Below are 17,756 nucleotides of genomic sequence, written 5' to 3'. Positions count from 1 at the left end.
TAAACTAGAGATACTTCTATCATAGAAAGGAAGAATACCTTGTAAATATTGTCCCATTATTATGTATTATAACCCCTTTTCTTGGCTACAGAACTACAGATTTTTATATTAACAAATCGATGTGTTGTGTTCCTTGTAATTCTGCTATTTCATCAGCAATTTGAGATATTCTTTGATCAATAATATGAGTTGGAACTCTGTGATTTTCCCTCAATCTTTCTAAATTGTCCCAGTGTTGAATTAATTCATCAACTCTTTCTCCAACCTCTCTAGACTCTTTATATGCTATATCCTTTAATTCTTGCTTATGGCTATTATACGTATTTTGATCATTTGAAATTAGTGCCTTTCCCAAAGCAACTATAGCCGCTGCCACTACTTGAGAAGCAACTGAAATAAAGAATCCGGATGATCCTATGTTAATACTTTCAAGAATCATGCTTTGAGATTTTTCTGTTTCATCAATATTCATTTGTGATACTTCTTCATATCCATATTGACAAATACAATAGATTATTGAATATAGTCGATTGTATGCATCAATCAATTTATTTAATTCAGCAACAGAGAATGAATTATGTATCCCGATTTTTAAAAATCCTAGATTAGTATTCATTAATTTATGCTTGTTAAATAAATGGGTATATCTTTCAAATCCATATTTTATTTTTTCACATACTTTTTCGATATAGCGATGAAGCAAAAATATATTGTATTGTGTTAGTTTATAATCATTTTTATAAAGATTAAACATCTCACAATATTCATGAATTAATTTTTTTTGAACAAATGAATTTCCTCCGTTGTTTTCCTCATCAATAATCAAGAAAATACTTCCAGAACGCACCTCAAATACCATTATTTTATATCCTGAAAAACTAATATATGCTTTATTTTTATCGTATAGAGTATCAAAAAGTTTCATTTGTTTTTCTAGTTGTGTAGCGTAATATTCATATGCTTTGTTTTCAAATAGCCACCAACCGAATTCTGTATTTCTAAAATTTTTACTTGTCATATCGTATTTATCCTCCAATCGTTGGTAATATAATATCTAATTATATACCATTAATTAAGAAGATGCTATTGGAATTTACACTTGTAGTTGGTTTATAAATATAAATAAATATAATAGTTAGGGAAATGCTGATTAATGAACCTAATTATCAGTATTATCCCATTTTATCAAGTTTTTAAGAAAACCAGCAGATATTTATGCTGTGTTTCTTTAGGTATTAAAAGTATTCTAACATTATTTCCTGATATAAAACAAGGTAAAGATGGATAATCAGTAGTAATTAGTAGTAGCAGGCATGAAAGAAGGAATTAATGTATGGAATGAACCTAATGTAGATTCGATGAAACAGGAAAATTCTTCTTCAGAATGACATTACTTACACCTAGCGTTTTCGCTAACACGTATCTACAGGACTGGACAATTTGTGAAAATATTTGGGACTTGTTAAAAAGTAAATTATTTTTACAGAAATACAGGTATAAAATCCTTATTATTTATAAGAGAAGGTATATTTAGAAACAAAGAGTATTTAAATAGAATGCCAAAATCTTATTTCATAGTGAACAATATAAACACCGTGTATCGTGTAAAAAGCTTGATTTTTCAATACTACAGAGAAGGAAGTACATATTATGGCGATATCCGGTCTCCATATGTCCTTTCTTGGAATCGGATTTTATAAGCTGCTGCGAAAAGCAGGTCTGTCATTTTTTCTGGCAGGAAGCGCCGGGGCCCTGTTTTTACTTCTCTATACGCTGATGGTTGGCCCCGGGGTGTCCAGCCTGCGCGCGCTGACCATGTTTTTGGTGCGGATGGGCGCGGACATGTCCGGGCGGACCTACGACCTGCCCACCAGCCTGTCGGCGGCGGCAGCGGTGATTGTGCTGTGGCAGCCATTGTACCTGCTGGATGCGGGATTTCTGCTGTCTTTCGGGGCAATCCTGGGGATCGCGCTGGTATATCCGGTGGTGGACGGATTTCATGCGGTTCCGAAGCCGTTCTGCGCCGGGCTGTCTATCCACCTTATGCTGCTTCCGGTGATGCTTTGGTGTTACTTTGAATTTCCTCTGTATTCCCTGCTGCTGAACCTGCTGGTGGTTCCGCTTATGTCCGTCGTTTTGGGGGCAGGGATTGCCGGTTCTGTATTGGCCTGTCTGTGGGCCGGAGGCGGAAGGGCGCTCCTTTTGGTCTGCAAAGGAATACTGTGGTTCTATGAATGGGGCTGCGGCCTGTCCATGGAGCTGCCCGGAGCCAGAATCATAACCGGACAGCCGGGAATCTTCTGGATGGCGGTCTATTACGTGCTTCTGGCGGCAGGGTGTATGGCCGGGGCATTTTGTATTAGGAACCGAAAGGAACGTGAGAAAGAAGCGGAAGGCTCCTCTCGTAACCAGGATCGCACGGGAACAGAAGAGGGAAGGCGGGGGATATACCTGATCGGACGAAGTCCGTCTGTCCCGCAGGGACATGCATTGGGGGATGCCCTTAGGGTATACTTGGTGAGAACCGTGCTGCTCCTCCTGCCGGCGGCGTTCTGCCTGATCTGCGCGGGAAGCCACGGAAAGACGGGGGAATTGCAGGTGACCATGCTGGATGTGGGACAGGGAGACAGCCTGTATATCCGAACCCCGTCGGGCATGCATTGTCTGGTTGACGGCGGAAGCACGGATGTGTCAAATGCGGGAACATACCGGATCGAGCCTTTTTTGAAATCCCGGGGTGTGGGGACGCTGGACTACGTATTTTTGTCTCACGGGGACGGGGACCATATCAACGGGGTGGAGGAGCTTTTGGAAAACCAGTCTATGGGGGTACGCATCAAGACGCTGGTGCTGCCCGACGAGCATGTGCTGGATGAGGCCCTTCTGGAACTGGCCGGGAAGGCAGCAGGCTGGGGAACGGAGGTAGTGACGATCCGGGAAGGCGGGAAGGTTCTGGATCACGGAATGGAGCTGACCTGCCTCTCCCCGGCCGCCGATTACCGGGGAGAGACAGGCAATGCCTCGTCTATGGTGCTTGCCTTGGAATATGGGGAATTTGACATGCTTTTTACCGGGGATGTGGAAGGGGCCGGCGAGGCGGCGCTGACAGAGAGTGAATGGCTGAAAAAATGCGATATCCTGAAAGTGGCACACCACGGATCGAAACATTCCACGTCGGAGGCATTTCTGAAAAAAGCCGCTCCGGCCATCGGATTTATATCCGCCGGGCGGGATAACCGGTACGGGCATCCCCACCGGGAGACCGTGGAACGGCTGGAAAATTTGGGGTGCCGTATATACAGCACCCAGGAATGCGGGGCAGTGACCGTGAAAACAGACGGAAAGGAGGTGGAGATCAAACGGTTTATTTGGGTAGCCCGCATGATAAGGAGGAGACGATGATGAAGAATTGTATGGAGTATAAGGGGTATTATGATTCCATTGAGTATTCCAATGAGGATCGCTGTTTTTACGGAAAAGTGCTGGGGATCAGGAGCCTGATTTTATTTCAGGGAACCAATGTACAGGAGCTGGAGGATTCGTTCCACCAGATGCTGGATGAGTATCTGGAAGACTGCAGGGAAGCGAAGACGGAGCCGGAAAAGGTCTATAAAGGAAGCTTTAATATCCGTGTGGCTTCGATCCTTCACAAAAAGGCGGCGATCTGTGCCGCCAGCAAGGGGATTTCCTTAAATTCCTTTGTAGAACATGCGATTAGCGCATATGTGAGGAAATGCTTTGCAAAATAGAAAGTTTTCCTATATAATATAGAAGCTATGAAAAGTTTGAATGAGGATTTAAAGACAGGACAATTGAAGCAGGTTTACCTTCTCTTTGGGGAGGAGGGCTATCTGAAGAGGCAGTACAGGGACCGCCTGACCAGGGCCCTGCTTCCCGAAGGGGATACCATGAATTATGCCTGTTACGAAGGGAAGGGCACAGAGATCCGGGAAGTCATCGACCTGGCGGAGACCATGCCGTTTTTTGCAGAGAGAAGGCTGATCGTATTTGAGAACACCGGATTTTTCAAAAGCGGGGGAAACGATCTGGCGGATTATATCAAGGAGATGCCAGAGAGCGCCTGCTTCCTCTTCGTAGAAAATGAGGTGGACAAGCGGAGCAGGCTTTATAAGACTGTGAAGGCGAAGGGACGCGCGGTGGAGCTGGGCTTTCAGGACGAAGGTACATTGAAGCGCTGGGTCGCAGGGCTTGTCAGGAATGAAAACAGGCAGGCCGGGGAGCAGACGATCGCATATTTCCTGAACAAGACAGGAACCGATATGGAGAATATCACGAAGGAGCTGGAGAAGCTGTTCTGCTACACCCTGGGCCGGGACACCATTACAAAGGAGGATGTGGACGCGGTCTGCGTGACCCAGATCTCCAATCACATTTTTGACATGGTGGACGCGGTGGCGCAGAAGAAGCAGCGGAGGGCGCTGGAGCTGTACTACGACCTTCTGGCCTTGAAGGAGCCGCCCATGCGGATCTTGTTTCTGATGATCCGGCAGTACCGGATTCTGCTCCAGGTCAAGGGGCTTTTAAAATCCGGCTATGGAAGAAAAGAGATCGCATCCAAGGCCGGGCTGCATCCCTTTGTGGCCGGGAAGTACATGGACCAGGCAAAGCATTTTCCCACCAGGGAGCTGAGGGCGATCCTGGAGGAGGGGGCAGTGCTGGAGCAGTCCGTAAAGACCGGAAAGCTTACGGACCATCTGGCCGTGGAGTTGTTTCTTGTAAAATATTCGTCATGATTCAGGACAGCGGATCGATTTTTAGTCTGCTGTCCCGAATTGCCATAAAAACAGAAAAGAGATTCAGGAGGAAGAGACGTGGCAGAAATAGAACAGAGTAAAATACGGAATTTTTGTATTATTGCCCATATTGACCATGGCAAGTCAACACTGGCGGACCGGATCATTGAGAAGACCGGGCTTCTGACCAGCAGGGAGATGCAGTCCCAGGTGCTGGACAACATGGATCTGGAGCGGGAACGGGGGATCACCATCAAGGCCCAGGCGGTGCGTACGGTGTATCAGGCAAAGAACGGGGAGGAATACATTTTCAACCTGATCGATACGCCGGGACATGTGGACTTTAACTATGAGGTTTCACGGAGCCTGGCGGCCTGCGACGGGGCCATCCTGGTGGTGGATGCGGCCCAGGGGGTGGAGGCCCAGACTCTGGCCAACGTCTACCTGGCGCTGGATCATGACCTGGATGTGATGCCTGTGATCAACAAGATTGACCTGCCCAGCGCGGAGCCGGACCGGGTCCGGGAAGAGATTGAGGATGTGATCGGCCTGGATGCCCAGGAAGCGCCGCTGATCTCCGCAAAGACCGGCCTGAATGTGGACGACGTGCTGGAAGAGATCATCCGGCAGATCCCGGCGCCAAAAGGAGATCCACAAGCGCCCCTGCAGGCATTGATTTTTGACTCCGTGTATGATTCCTACCGGGGAGTGATCGTATTCTGCCGTATCAAGGAAGGGCAGATCCGGAAGGGGACGCAGATCCTGATGATGGCCACCGGTGCAAAGGCAGAGGTGGTGGAGGTGGGGTACTTCGGCGCAGGCCAGTTCATTCCCTGCGACGAATTGAGCGCAGGTATGGTCGGATACATCACCGCCAGCCTGAAAAATGTAAAAGATACCCGGGTAGGGGATACGGTGACGGATGCCAGGCGTCCCTGCGCAGAACCGCTTCCCGGATATAAAAAAGTGAACCCTATGGTGTACTGCGGCATGTACCCTGCGGACGGGGCAAAATATCCGGATCTGCGGGACGCCTTAGAAAAGCTGCAGCTCAATGACGCGGCCCTGCAGTTCGAGCCGGAGACCTCGGTAGCTCTGGGCTTTGGATTCCGCTGCGGTTTCCTGGGGCTTCTGCATCTGGAGATCATCCAGGAGCGGCTGGAGCGGGAGTACAACCTGGATCTGGTGACAACGGCTCCCAGCGTAATTTACAAGGTGCATAAGACCAACGGCGAGGTCATGGACCTGACCAACCCCACCAACCTGCCGGATCCGGCGGAGATTGAGTATATGGAGGAGCCGCTGGTGAAAGCGGAGATCATGGTCACGTCGGAATTTATCGGGGCCATCATGGACTTGTGCCAGGAGCGCCGGGGGGCTTACCAGAGCATGGAATACATCGAAGAAAAACGAGCGGTGCTGCATTATCATCTGCCCCTCAACGAGATCATCTACGACTTTTTTGACGCGCTCAAATCCCGGTCCAGAGGGTATGCTTCCTTTGACTACGAGCTGCTGGGCTATGAGCGGTCAGAGCTTGTGAAGCTGGATATCCTGATCAATAAGGAAGAGGTGGACGCACTGTCCTTCATCGTTCACAGCGGGACCGCCTACGAGCGGGGAAGAAAGATGTGCGAAAAGTTAAAGGCAGAGATTCCGCGGCAGCTTTTCGAGATTCCGATCCAGGCGGCCATCGGGAGCAAGATCATTGCAAGGGAGACGGTCAAGGCGCTGAGAAAGGACGTGCTGGCAAAGTGCTACGGAGGCGACATCACCCGGAAGAAGAAGCTGCTGGAAAAGCAGAAGGAAGGAAAAAAGCGGATGCGCCAGGTGGGAAATGTAGAAATCCCGCAGAAAGCATTTATGAGTGTGCTGAAGCTGGACGAGGATTAAGTGAGAGAATTGGAATTGTATGTGCATATCCCGTTCTGCATCCGGAAATGCGCTTACTGCGACTTCCTGTCAGGACCCGCAGACGAAGCGGTCAGGGAGCAATACGTGGATGCTCTGGTCAGGGAGATCAGAAGTTACAGGAAGTGGTTTGCTGATTACCGGGTTTCTACGATTTTTACAGGCGGAGGAACCCCCTCGATTTTATCTCCCGGGCAGATTCAGGACATATTCGCCGCGCTGCGGGAGAACTTCACGGTGGATACCGGCGCGGAGATCACCATTGAGGCCAATCCGGGAACCGTAACTGAAGAAAAAATCCGGGCGTGGAAAGCGGCCGGAGTGAACCGGGTTTCCATCGGACTGCAGTCTGCGAAAGATGAGGAGCTGCGGATGCTGGGTAGAATCCACGACTACCGGCAGTTTCTGGATACCTGGGAGATGGTTCGCGGGGCAGGCATAGACAATGCGAATATAGATCTGATCTTTGCAATCCCGGGCCAGACGCCAAAAAGCTGGGAAGAGACGCTGCGAAAAACGGCGGAGCTTTCGCCGGAACACCTGTCCGTGTACAGCCTGATCATTGAGGAAGGGACCCCATTTTATGACATGTACGGGGAGGCATCGGAATGTATGCGCTCCGGGAATGGAGAGGAAGAAAAAGAAGCCACGGCGGACCAGAGGGAACATGAAGGGGAGAGCTGGGCGCACGTTTACAAGCCGCCGGCAGGAGTCCGGATTCCCAGGCTGCCCGATGAAGAGACGGAGCGCCGGATGTATGAGGACACGGCAGCAATCTTACAGGAATACGGCTACAGCAGATACGAGATTTCGAATTATGCAAAGCCGGGCTGTGAGTGCAGGCATAATATGGGATATTGGCAGAGGAAGGAATACTTAGGGATCGGGCTGGGAGCCTCCTCGCTGATCCGGAACACGAGATTTTGCCGCAGCTTTGACCTGACGGGATATCTGTCCGGGGCCGGACCGGCAGAGAACTTCTGGGAGGAAAGGGAAGAGCTGACTGTGAAGGATGAGATGGAGGAATTTATGTTTCTCGGGCTGCGGATGATGTGTGGCGTGAGCAAATCCGAATTTCTCCGTTTATTCGGCATTCCGATGGACCAGGTATATGGGGAGCCGTTATATAAGATGGAGAAAAACGGCCTGCTGGAAATCACGGAGGATCGGGTCCGGCTGACCGAAAGCGGAATCCATATCAGCAACTATGTATTTGCGCAGTTTCTGTTTTGACATAGAATCTAAACAAAGGAAGTGAAAAAAATGGAGCAAAAGCAGAGCGCGGTGGAGCTTACACAGCAGATGGTGCGGATCGACAGCACGAATCCGGGAGCCGGTGAGAACGGAATGGAACAGTTCCTTCTGTCTTTTGGGGAAAAGCTGAAACAGTTCAATGACCGTGTTACGATCCGGACAGAGGAAGTACTGCCGGGCAGGAACAATGTCATGCTTACCCTTCCGGGGAAGGAGCGTGTTCCGGAGCTGGTATTTATCTGCCATATGGACACGGTTCCGGCCGGCAATGGATGGGAAGAAAACCCGTTTTCCGGGGAGATCAGGGAAGGAAAGCTGTACGGACGGGGCGCCTGCGACATGAAGTCCGGGTTTGCCTGCGCCCTGTCGGCATTTCAAAGCGCGGCGGAGCTTTTCACGGAAGGAGCCGTGCAGGGGCGTACATTGAAGCTGATCGGCACAGTGGATGAAGAGGGCCATATGGCCGGTGCGGAAAAAGTGATCCAATCCGGATGGGTGGCAAAGGACTCCCTGGTGCTGGACATGGAGCCAACCAACGGGGAAGTGCAGGCTGCCCACAAGGGGCGGCTCTGGTTTGAGATTACCGCGGAGGGAATCACGGCACACGCGGCTACCCCCTGGAAAGGGGCGGACGCCATTGCAGCGGCGGCAGAGGTCATCGGCGGTCTCCGAAGGGAATTTGCAGAGATGGCGCAGCATCCGCAGATGGGGGCCTCTACGGTCTCCTTTGGACGGATCTCGGGGGGAAGCCAGCCCTATGCGGTGTCCGAGCAGTGCAGGTTTACCGTGGATATGCGGCTGGTCCCGCCCTATACGAGAGGGGATGGGGAAGAGATGGTGAAAAAAGCGGCCGATCATGCCCAGAGGACAGTTCCAAAGACCAAAGTGACGTTTGAGGTGACCGGAGACCGGCCTTCGATTGAGATGGATGAGACGTCAGAGCTGTACAGGAAGCTCCAGGATGCCTGCCGGGCGGTGAACGGACGGCCTGCGGAAACAGGGGTATTTCCGGGTTATACGGACACGGCGGTGATCGCGGGAACATGGGGAAACAGAAACTGTATGTCCTATGGACCGGGTGACCTGGAACTGGCCCATAAGCCTCAGGAATACGTGCCGGTTGCAGATATTCTGCGCTGTGAAAATGTACTGAAGGAACTGGTAAAGAACCTGTGAAGCCTTAACGGGCCAGTCCCGCCGGTGCACGGGAGCATCCATGCATCGGCGGAAACCGGCGGCGTCCGGGCCGTTCAGAGACGAAATAAAATACCAAGCAGGGCTCCGCAGCCAATCCAGAGGATTGGGTGGAGCTTTTTTAATGGCTTCCACTGCAGCAGCAGGAAAATCGCAAGGCAGATGCCGATGGAAGAATAGTGAAAGACTGGCTTCGGCTGTGACAGGTCCGCAAAAGTGATGACGGCGATCTGCCACACGGCATATCCGATCAGCGCCGCGATCATCGGGCGGATTCCGTAAAATGCAAAACGGACATATTTGTTTTCGCTGAAATCAGACATAAATTTTGCGATTATGACAATGATAATGATAGCAGGAGAAACCAGGCTCAGAGTCGCCAGTACGGCGCCCGGGATTCCCGCGGCATGGAAGCCTGCGTAAGTCGCCATGTTGATTCCGATGGGCCCGGGCGTGCTTTCGCTGATGGCGATCATGTCCGCCAGCTCGGACGCGGTGAACCAGGGATACTTCCGGGCCAGATCCATCAGAAACGGAACGGTTGCCATGCCGCCGCCGATGGAGAACAGACCGATTTTGAAAAATTCGATAAACAGGGTCAGATAAATCATGATTCGGCACGCTCCTTTCTCAAATGGACACAGATTCCGGTGGCAGCCGCGCAGACCACCAGCACGATGGTCGGAATCGGTGAGAATGTGGCGAGAAGAAACCCGGCCAGGAACAAAAGGATGCCCAGCTTATTCTTGATCCCGGCCTTTGCAAGGGAGATGACCGTGTTGAGCATCATGGCGCAGACCGCAACCCGGATGCCGGACAGGGCGTGGACGACCAGGGGCTCCGCGATAAAGCGGTTTAGGATCGTCGCGATCAGGGTAATGATGACCAGGGAAGGGGTGACCATGCCCAGCGTACCGGATATGGCCCCGAGGATCCCGGCCTGCTCATAGCCAATGTAGGTGGATGTGTTGACTGCGATGATGCCCGGCGTACACTGGCCGATGGCATAGATATCCAGCAGCTCTTCTTCTGTGGTCCAGCCCTTTTTCTCGATGACTTCCTGCTTCAGCATGGGCAGCATGGCCATACCGCCTCCGAACGTAAGGCCGCCCACACGAAGAAACGTAACATATAATTCCCATAGCTTTTTTATCATACTTTCTGCCTCCCGCAGCAGAACCAGTATAAGGAAATCCTGCTGCTGTTTTTTTCCAGAATTAATATTACGATATTTTTGAAGGAATGGCAAGGGAAAATCAAAAGAGCCCGGGAGTTATTCAGGAATCCCCGGAGCTAAAAAATGATAAAAAATATATAAAGTATGTTGACAAACGGAAATCAAGGTGCTATCTTAATATACGTAAGATGTTAGCACTCAAATCAAGGGAGTGCTAATAGAAAAAACGAAATACAGATTATGGTCTAAGGGACAAAAAAGGGAGGGATATGATGGCGGCCGAATTGAGTGAAAGAAAGCATACCATCTTACGGGCTATCATCCAGAATTATCTGGAGACCGGGGAACCGGTGGGTTCCAGAACCCTTTCGAAGTCAACGGATCTCAAGCTGAGTTCTGCGACGATCCGCAATGAGATGGCGGATCTGGAAGATCTGGGCTATATATTCCAGCCGCATACTTCCGCCGGACGGATTCCCTCAGACAAGGGGTACCGGTTATATGTGGATATGCTGATGCAGGATAAGGAGCAGGAGCTGGAGGAGTTAAAGAGCGTGATGCTCGAGAAGACGGACCGGGTGGAGAAGGTGCTCAAGCAGGCGGCGAAGGTTCTGGCTGCGAATACCAATTACGCGACCATGGTTTCCTCTCCTGTGAACCGGAGGAACTCCCTGAAGTTTATCCAGCTTTCCCCGGTAGACGCCCATCAGATCGTGGCGGTGATCGTGATGAGCGGCAATGTGATCAAGAACAAGATCATAGACGTCGGTGAGATGCTCGGCAATGAGACGCTGCTGAAGCTGAACATGCTTTTGAATACCACATTGAACGGCATGTCCATTGAAGAGATCAACCTAGGGCTGATCGCCAGGCTCAAAGAGCAGGCCGGCATCCACAGCAATGTCATAAGCGATGTTCTGGACGCGGTGGCGGATATCATCCAGGTAGAGGATGATATGGAGATCTATACAAGCGGCGCGACCAACATTTTCAAATATCCGGAGCTCAGCGACAAGCAGAGCGCTCAGGAGATTCTCAATGCATTTGAGGAAAAGCAGCAGCTGGCGGAGCTTGTAACAGAGACCCTGTCCAGTGAAGAGAACCACGGGATTCAGGTCTATATCGGTGATGAGGCGCCGGTGAAGACGATGCGCGACTGCAGCGTTGTCACCGCAACTTACGATCTGGGGGACGGGATGAAGGGAACCATCGGCATCATCGGTCCCAAGCGTATGGATTACGAGCACGTTATGAAGACGCTGAAGACCTTACAGAGTAAGCTGGACGCGATCAATAAGAAAGATGGATGAATAGGAAGGTGAAGCTGGTGGAGGAAAAGATGAGTAAGGAAGATATGGTAAAGGAAGCTGTGGAAGAAGCAAAGGCAAAGGCAGAACAGGCGGCCAGGGAGCAGGCGGAACAGTCCGAATCCGAGGAGGAAGAAGCGGACAGCCGGGAGGAAGCTCTGGAAGCTGCCGAAGAAGACGAAGACACCGCCGGGGAGGAAACGTCTGAGGAAGAGGACGGGGAAGAAGATCCGGACGGCGGGAAGAAGAGCAGAAAGCTCTTCGGCAAGAAAAACAAAAAAGATAAAAAAGACGAAAAGATCGAAGAACTGACGGACCGTCTTACCCGTCAGATGGCTGAGTTTGATAACTTCCGCAAGCGTACGGACAAGGAGAAATCCCAGATGTACGAGATCGGCGCGAAGGATATCATAAATAAAATTCTTCCGGTCGTGGATAACTTTGAACGCGGCCTGGCAGCAGTGCCGGAGGAAGAAAAGAAAAATCCGGTCCTGGAAGGGATGGAGAAGGTTTACAAACAGTTGATGACTACACTGGAGGAGATCGGTGTAAAGCCGATCGAAGCAGTGGGCCAGGAATTTAATCCGGATTTCCACAACGCGGTGATGCATGTGGAGGACGAGGAGCTGGGCGAGAATATCATAGCCGAGGAATTCCAGAAAGGATACACATACCATGACAGTGTCGTACGGCACAGCATGGTGAAAGTAGCAAACTAAGCATTCTATCAGTTAATTTTAGAAAAAAACAGGAGGAATTGATCATGGGAAAAATCATAGGTATTGACTTGGGTACTACAAACAGCTGCGTTGCCGTAATGGAAGGCGGGCAGCCGGCGGTGATCGCGAACACGGAAGGCGCGAGGACAACGCCTTCAGTCGTGGCGTTCACAAAGACAGGAGAACGTCTGGTAGGCGAGCCTGCAAAGCGTCAGGCGGTTACCAATGCCGACAAGACTATTTCTTCCATCAAGAGGGAGATGGGATCTGACTATAAGGTGACGATCGACGACAAGAGATATTCTCCCCAGGAGATCTCCGCGATGATCCTTCAGAAGCTGAAAGCAGACGCGGAAGGATATCTGGGAGAAAAGGTGACAGAGGCCGTAATCACCGTGCCGGCATATTTTAATGACGCACAGCGCCAGGCGACCAAGGACGCGGGCAAGATCGCTGGCCTGGATGTGAAGCGTATCATCAACGAGCCCACGGCGGCTGCGCTTGCATACGGACTGGACAACGAAAAAGAACAGAAGATCATGGTATATGACCTGGGAGGCGGTACCTTCGACGTATCCATCATCGAGATCGGTGACGGTGTCATTGAGGTTCTTTCCACAGCCGGCAACAACAGGCTGGGCGGGGATGACTTTGACCAGAAGGTGACAGATTACATGCTGTCTGACTTCAAGTCCAAAGAGGGCGTGGATCTGTCCAACGACAAGATGGCTCTGCAGAGACTGAAAGAAGCGGCGGAAAAAGCGAAGAAAGAGCTTTCCTCCGCTACCACAACCAACATCAACCTTCCGTTCATCACAGCGACGTCCGAAGGACCGAAGCATTTTGATATGAACCTGACAAGGGCAAAATTCGACGAACTGACACACGATCTGGTAGAAAAGACCGCAGAACCGGTAAGACGGGCATTGTCTGACGCGGGAATCACCGCATCCGAGCTGGGCCAGGTACTGCTGGTAGGCGGTTCCACCCGTATCCCGGCGGTACAGGAGGAAGTGAAGCGCCTGACAGGAAAAGAACCGAGCAAATCTCTGAATCCGGACGAATGTGTAGCGCTGGGCGCGTCCGTACAGGGCGGCAAGCTGGCAGGGGATGCCGGCGCAGGCGATATCCTTCTTCTGGATGTTACCCCATTGTCCCTGTCCATTGAAACCATGGGCGGAGTTGCTACCAGACTGATCGAGAGAAATACGACCATTCCGACCAAGAAGAGCCAGGTATTCTCTACGGCAGCAGACAACCAGACAGCGGTTGATATCAACGTTGTACAGGGTGAGAGACAGTTCGCAAGGGATAATAAGTCCCTCGGACAGTTCCGTCTCGACGGAATCCCGCCGGCTCCGCGCGGAATCCCGCAGATCGAGGTTACATTCGATATCGATGCCAATGGTATCGTAAATGTTTCCGCAAAGGATCTGGGAACCGGAAAAGAGCAGCATATTACGATCACAGCAGGCTCCAATATGTCTGACGACGATATCGACAAGGCAGTAAAAGAGGCGGCTGCGTTTGAAGCACAGGATAAGAAGCGCAAAGAAGCGATTGATACAAGGAACGAAGCGGATGCCATGGTATTCCAGACCGAAAAGGCAATCAAGGAAGTAGGCGACAAGCTGGATGCTTCCGACAAAGCTGCGGTAGAGGCTGACTGCCAGGCGCTTAAGGATATCCTTGCAAAGTCCGCTCCGGAGGAGACAACGGACGCGCAGGTTGCGGAGATCAAGGCTGCCAAGGATAAGCTCATGGAGAGTGCGCAGAAGCTGTTCACCAAGATGTATGAGCAGGCAGGCGCGGCAGGTGCGGCAGGCGCCGGTCCGATGCCGGAAGCAGGTCCTGCACCGGAAGGTTTCCAGGGCGATGATGTGGTAGACGGAGACTACAAAGAAGTATAAATTTGCTCCTGAACATCCAGGGCAGCCGGCAAGATTATGGCTGTCCTGGATAGTATATAGTGTACGAAAAATACCATTCTATAATTGACATAAACAGACGAAAGGCAGATTGTTATGGCAGAGTCAAAAAGAGATTATTACGAAGTGCTTGGCGTAGGCAAGGATGCTGACGACGGGGCGATAAAAAAAGCATATCGCGTTCTGGCGAAGAAATATCATCCCGACATGAACCCGGGAGATGCGGAAGCGGAAAAGAAGTTTAAAGAGGCATCAGAGGCATATGCGGTACTGAGTGATCCGGAAAAACGCCGCCAGTATGATCAGTTCGGACACGCAGCATTTGAAGGAGGCGCCGGCGGAGCAGGCGGCTTTGGCGGTTTTGATTTTAGTGGTGCGGATTTCAGCGATATCTTCGGAGATATTTTCGGAGACCTGTTCGGAGGCGGCAGGAGAGGCGGCCGCGGGGGCAGCGGCCCTATGAGAGGGGCCAATATCCGTAAGAGCATCCGCATTACATTTGAAGAAGCGATCTTCGGCTGCGAGAAAGAGCTGGAGCTGATCCTGAAGGATTCCTGTACAGCGTGCAGCGGTACGGGGGCGAAGCCGGGGACATCTCCGGAGACCTGTTCAAAATGCGGTGGCAAAGGCCAGATCGTCTATGCTTCCCAGTCCTTTTTCGGGACCGTCCAGAATGTACAGACCTGTCCGAACTGCGGGGGCTCCGGCAAGGTGATCAAGGAAAAATGTACGTCCTGTTCCGGCACCGGGTATACATCCAGCAAGAAGAAGATTCAGGTATCCATTCCGGCGGGTATTGATAACGGACAGAGCATCCGCATCCGCGAGAAAGGCGAGCCGGGCTTAAACGGCGGGCCGAGAGGGGATCTGCTGGTGGAGGTCAATGTCTCCAGACATCCGATCTTCCAGCGTCAGGAGATGCATATTTTCTCCACAGTTCCGATTTCCTTTGCACAGGCGGCGCTTGGCGGGGACATCCGGGTCGCGACGGTAGACGGTGAGGTGATCTATACGGTAAAGCCCGGCACAAAGACAGATACCAAGGTGCGCTTAAAGGGCAAAGGAGTACCGTCCCTGCGGGATTCCAGGGTCAGAGGAGACCACTATGTGACACTGGTGATTCAGACGCCGGACAAATTAAGTGCGGAAGCCAAAGAAGCGCTGCGCAAGTTTGACCAGCTTGCAGGAAATACCCTCAACCAGAAGGCGGAGGAAGGAAAGACAAAAAAGAAGAGCTTCTTTAAGGATAAGATGAAAGAAGTATTTGAAGAATAGAAGGAAGATAACAGGACAGGGGGGTGAAAAGCCCCCCTGTTTCGGTATGACGGGCATGCCGTCACTATATATAGCAGCGCAGAAAACACTGCCGCCGCCAGGTTCCGTCGTCAGGCTTCCAATACGATGACAGAGCGTTCTTTCATCAGAATATGATTTCCGGCATCCGGCATATTCCCCTTTGAAAAATAATTCTGTCCCGGATCTCCGGTGTTGACCGCGATCTTCCAGCTCATACCGTTTGGAAGCGGCGGGAGGGTAAGGGTAACAGGCTCCCAGTAGGTGTTTACGGCAAGGTAAACCAGATCTTCTTTTTCGTCTGCAGGATCATAGCCCGCATACAGGACACAGATTACATGGGAATCCACACTGTAATCAGGCTCATTCGGACGGACACCGTGGATGCTCGCATAGGGAAATCCGGTCAGGCTGGCTTCCAGGTTCCTGCGGATCACAGGGTGGTTCTTCCGGAACTGGATCATATACTGGAAAAATCCGAATAAGTCCTGATTTTTCTTAAGCAGCGTCCAGTCCAGCCAGGAAATGATGTTGTCCTGGCAGTAGGGGTTGTTGTTTCCAAACCTGGTATCTCCAAATTCGTCTCCGGAAAGGAACATGGGCGTGCCGCGGCTGCAGAGCAGAACGGCGCAGGCATTTTTGATCATCCGCATACGCAGGGAATGGACTCCCTCGTCGTTCGTCTCCCCTTCGGCGCCGCAGTTCCAACTGTTGTTGTCGTCCGTACCGTCCGTATTGTTCCAGCCGTTGTCCTCGTTGTGCTTCGCGTTATAGCTGTAGAGGTCATACAGCGTAAAGCCGTCGTGGCAGGTCAGGAAGTTGATGGAGGCATTCAGCCCGCGGTTGATGGGATCATACAGATCCGGCGAACCGATGATCCTCTGTGCGGCGATGGCCGCGCAGCCGGAATCCCCTTTCAGGAACCTGCGCATATCATCCCGGTACCGTCCGTTCCATTCCGCCCAGCGCTTCCAGGACGGGAAGGAGCCGACCTGATAGAGGCCGCCGGCATCCCAGGCTTCCGCGATCAGCTTTACATTTCCAAGGATGGAATCAAAAGCCAGGCTTCGCAGAAGGGGCGGCTGGTTCATGGGGGAGCCGTCCTCATTGCGGCCCAGGATGGTCGCAAGGTCGAACCGGAAACCGTCGATCCGGTACTCGGTGGCCCAGTAGCGCAGGCAGTCCAGGATCAACTGCTGGACAACCGGATGGTTGCAGTTCAGAGTATTTCCGCAGCCGCTGAAATTATAATAATGGCCGTCGGGAGTCAGCAGATAATAAATATTGTTGTCAAAGCCCTTGAAGGAAAAGCAGGGGCCCATCTCATTTCCTTCGGCGGTGTGGTTGAACACCACGTCCAGTATGATCTCCATGCCGTTATCATGCAGCGCCTTGATCAAAAGCTTTAACTCGCGCCCCTCCTGGTTGTCTTCGGAGAACGCGGCATAGCTGGTATTCGGCGCAAAGAAGCAAACCGGATTGTACCCCCAGTAATCCAGGAGTTTTCTGTCATTTACGACACGCACATCCCGCATCTCGTCAAATTCAAAGATCGGCATCAGCTCCACGGCATTGATGCCCAGTTCTTTCAGGTAGGGGATCTTCTCCCTCAGCCCGCGGAACGTTCCGGGATGGGAGACTCCGGAGGAGCTGTCCTTGGTAAAGCCTCTGACATGGGTTTCATAGATCACCAGGTCTTCCATGGGAATGCTGGCATGATATGCGGTACCCCAGTCAAAGTTGCTTCGTACTACGCGGGCGCGGTATCCGCGGTTGTAATTCGTATTGTATCCCCAGTTGCTCTGCCCGGATACGGCCTTGGCATAGGGATCCAGAAGGATTCTCTTGGAGTCAAAACGGTATCCCTTCTTTTCGTCAAAGGGGCCGTCCAGCCGGTAGGCATATTCCACATCCGTTATGTCCAGGTAAAATACGATCATGGAATAGACGCAGCCGATCTTGTAGTTTTCCGGAAATTTCAGGACGGCGTAGGGTTCGTCCTCTGACTTGTGGAACAGAAGCAGCTCGCAGGAGGTGGCCCCGTGAGACTGGATCGTAAAGCTTACGCCGCAGGGGATGAGGGTTGCGCCCATGGTGCCGAAAAATCCCGGCCGGACTTCAAAGCCGGATATGATGTCCAGCGGCTCCAAAGGCACATTGTGAATGTGTGTCATTTCTGATGAATTCATAAAAAACTCCTTTCATTTGTGTATATTTGA

At 51.4% G+C, this 17,756-nt stretch carries 14 protein-coding genes; 10 read left to right on the top strand and 4 right to left on the bottom strand.

Annotated elements, in window-relative coordinates; translation table 11 throughout:
• Positions 1 to 103: 103 nt before the first annotated feature.
• Positions 104 to 1,018, bottom strand: a complete 915-nt coding sequence (locus tag EBB54_RS11925) for a hypothetical protein (RefSeq protein WP_125127583.1) — start codon at positions 1,016 to 1,018, stop codon at positions 104 to 106.
• A 632-nt stretch (positions 1,019 to 1,650) separates the two neighbouring features.
• Here EBB54_RS11925 and EBB54_RS11920 point away from each other — a divergent pair.
• The 6 genes from EBB54_RS11920 (at position 1,651) to EBB54_RS11895 (ending at position 9,095) form a co-directional block, all read left to right on the top strand.
• Complete coding sequence (locus EBB54_RS11920) at positions 1,651 to 3,402, top strand: ComEC/Rec2 family competence protein (RefSeq protein ID WP_243127635.1); 1,752 nt, start codon at positions 1,651 to 1,653, stop codon at positions 3,400 to 3,402.
• Positions 3,399 to 3,749, top strand: a complete 351-nt coding sequence (locus tag EBB54_RS11915; protein WP_125127582.1) for a type II toxin-antitoxin system HicB family antitoxin — start codon at positions 3,399 to 3,401, stop codon at positions 3,747 to 3,749. The genes EBB54_RS11920 and EBB54_RS11915 overlap by 4 nt, the downstream gene beginning before the upstream one ends.
• Before the next feature lie 27 nt (positions 3,750 to 3,776).
• Positions 3,777 to 4,754, top strand: a complete 978-nt coding sequence (holA, locus tag EBB54_RS11910; protein WP_125127581.1) for a DNA polymerase III subunit delta — start codon at positions 3,777 to 3,779, stop codon at positions 4,752 to 4,754.
• 78 nt (positions 4,755 to 4,832) lie between these two features.
• Entirely contained in the window at positions 4,833 to 6,647 is a 1,815-nt protein-coding gene (lepA, locus tag EBB54_RS11905; protein ID WP_004081000.1) for a translation elongation factor 4, read from the top strand.
• Positions 6,648 to 7,898, top strand: a complete 1,251-nt coding sequence (locus tag EBB54_RS11900; RefSeq protein WP_125127580.1) for a coproporphyrinogen-III oxidase family protein — start codon at positions 6,648 to 6,650, stop codon at positions 7,896 to 7,898.
• Between the two features lie 30 nt (positions 7,899 to 7,928).
• Entirely contained in the window at positions 7,929 to 9,095 is a 1,167-nt protein-coding gene (locus EBB54_RS11895; protein WP_125127579.1) for a M20 family metallopeptidase, read from the top strand.
• Between the two features lie 74 nt (positions 9,096 to 9,169).
• Here the strand turns inward: EBB54_RS11895 and EBB54_RS11890 are convergent, their stop codons facing one another.
• Together EBB54_RS11890 and EBB54_RS11885 are read right to left on the bottom strand one after the other, a co-directional pair.
• Positions 9,170 to 9,724 carry a chromate transporter gene (locus EBB54_RS11890; protein ID WP_004080986.1) on the bottom strand — a complete coding sequence of 185 codons (555 nt, stop codon included), beginning with the start codon at positions 9,722 to 9,724 and terminating at the stop codon, positions 9,170 to 9,172.
• Entirely contained in the window at positions 9,721 to 10,269 is a 549-nt protein-coding gene (locus EBB54_RS11885; RefSeq protein WP_243127634.1) for a chromate transporter, read from the bottom strand. The genes EBB54_RS11890 and EBB54_RS11885 overlap by 4 nt, the downstream gene beginning before the upstream one ends.
• A gap of 290 nt (positions 10,270 to 10,559) precedes the next feature.
• On the opposite strand from EBB54_RS11885, the gene hrcA reads away from it, so the two are divergent.
• From hrcA to dnaJ, 4 genes are all read left to right on the top strand, one after another.
• Positions 10,560 to 11,600 carry a heat-inducible transcriptional repressor HrcA gene (gene hrcA, locus EBB54_RS11880; RefSeq protein ID WP_331496144.1) on the top strand — a complete coding sequence of 347 codons (1,041 nt, stop codon included), beginning with the start codon at positions 10,560 to 10,562 and terminating at the stop codon, positions 11,598 to 11,600.
• Positions 11,601 to 11,629: 29 nt separating this feature from the next.
• A complete protein-coding gene (gene grpE / locus EBB54_RS11875) occupies positions 11,630 to 12,316 on the top strand; it encodes a nucleotide exchange factor GrpE (RefSeq protein WP_125127578.1) in 687 nt (228 codons plus the stop codon).
• A 44-nt stretch (positions 12,317 to 12,360) separates the two neighbouring features.
• Positions 12,361 to 14,226, top strand: a complete 1,866-nt coding sequence (gene dnaK / locus EBB54_RS11870; protein WP_004080978.1) for a molecular chaperone DnaK — start codon at positions 12,361 to 12,363, stop codon at positions 14,224 to 14,226.
• 114 nt (positions 14,227 to 14,340) lie between these two features.
• Complete coding sequence (dnaJ, locus tag EBB54_RS11865) at positions 14,341 to 15,519, top strand: molecular chaperone DnaJ (protein WP_004080976.1); 1,179 nt, start codon at positions 14,341 to 14,343, stop codon at positions 15,517 to 15,519.
• Positions 15,520 to 15,629: 110 nt separating this feature from the next.
• Here the strand turns inward: dnaJ and EBB54_RS11860 are convergent, their stop codons facing one another.
• A complete protein-coding gene (locus tag EBB54_RS11860) occupies positions 15,630 to 17,726 on the bottom strand; it encodes a glycogen debranching protein (protein WP_125127577.1) in 2,097 nt (698 codons plus the stop codon).
• Positions 17,727 to 17,756: the final 30 nt, after the last annotated feature.

Source organism: Schaedlerella arabinosiphila (assembly GCF_003885045.1).
Taxonomy (GTDB): domain Bacteria; phylum Bacillota; class Clostridia; order Lachnospirales; family Lachnospiraceae; genus Schaedlerella; species Schaedlerella arabinosiphila.
The sequence above is the reverse complement of the archived record's forward strand: the minus strand, read 5'-3'. Positions and strand labels throughout refer to the sequence as shown.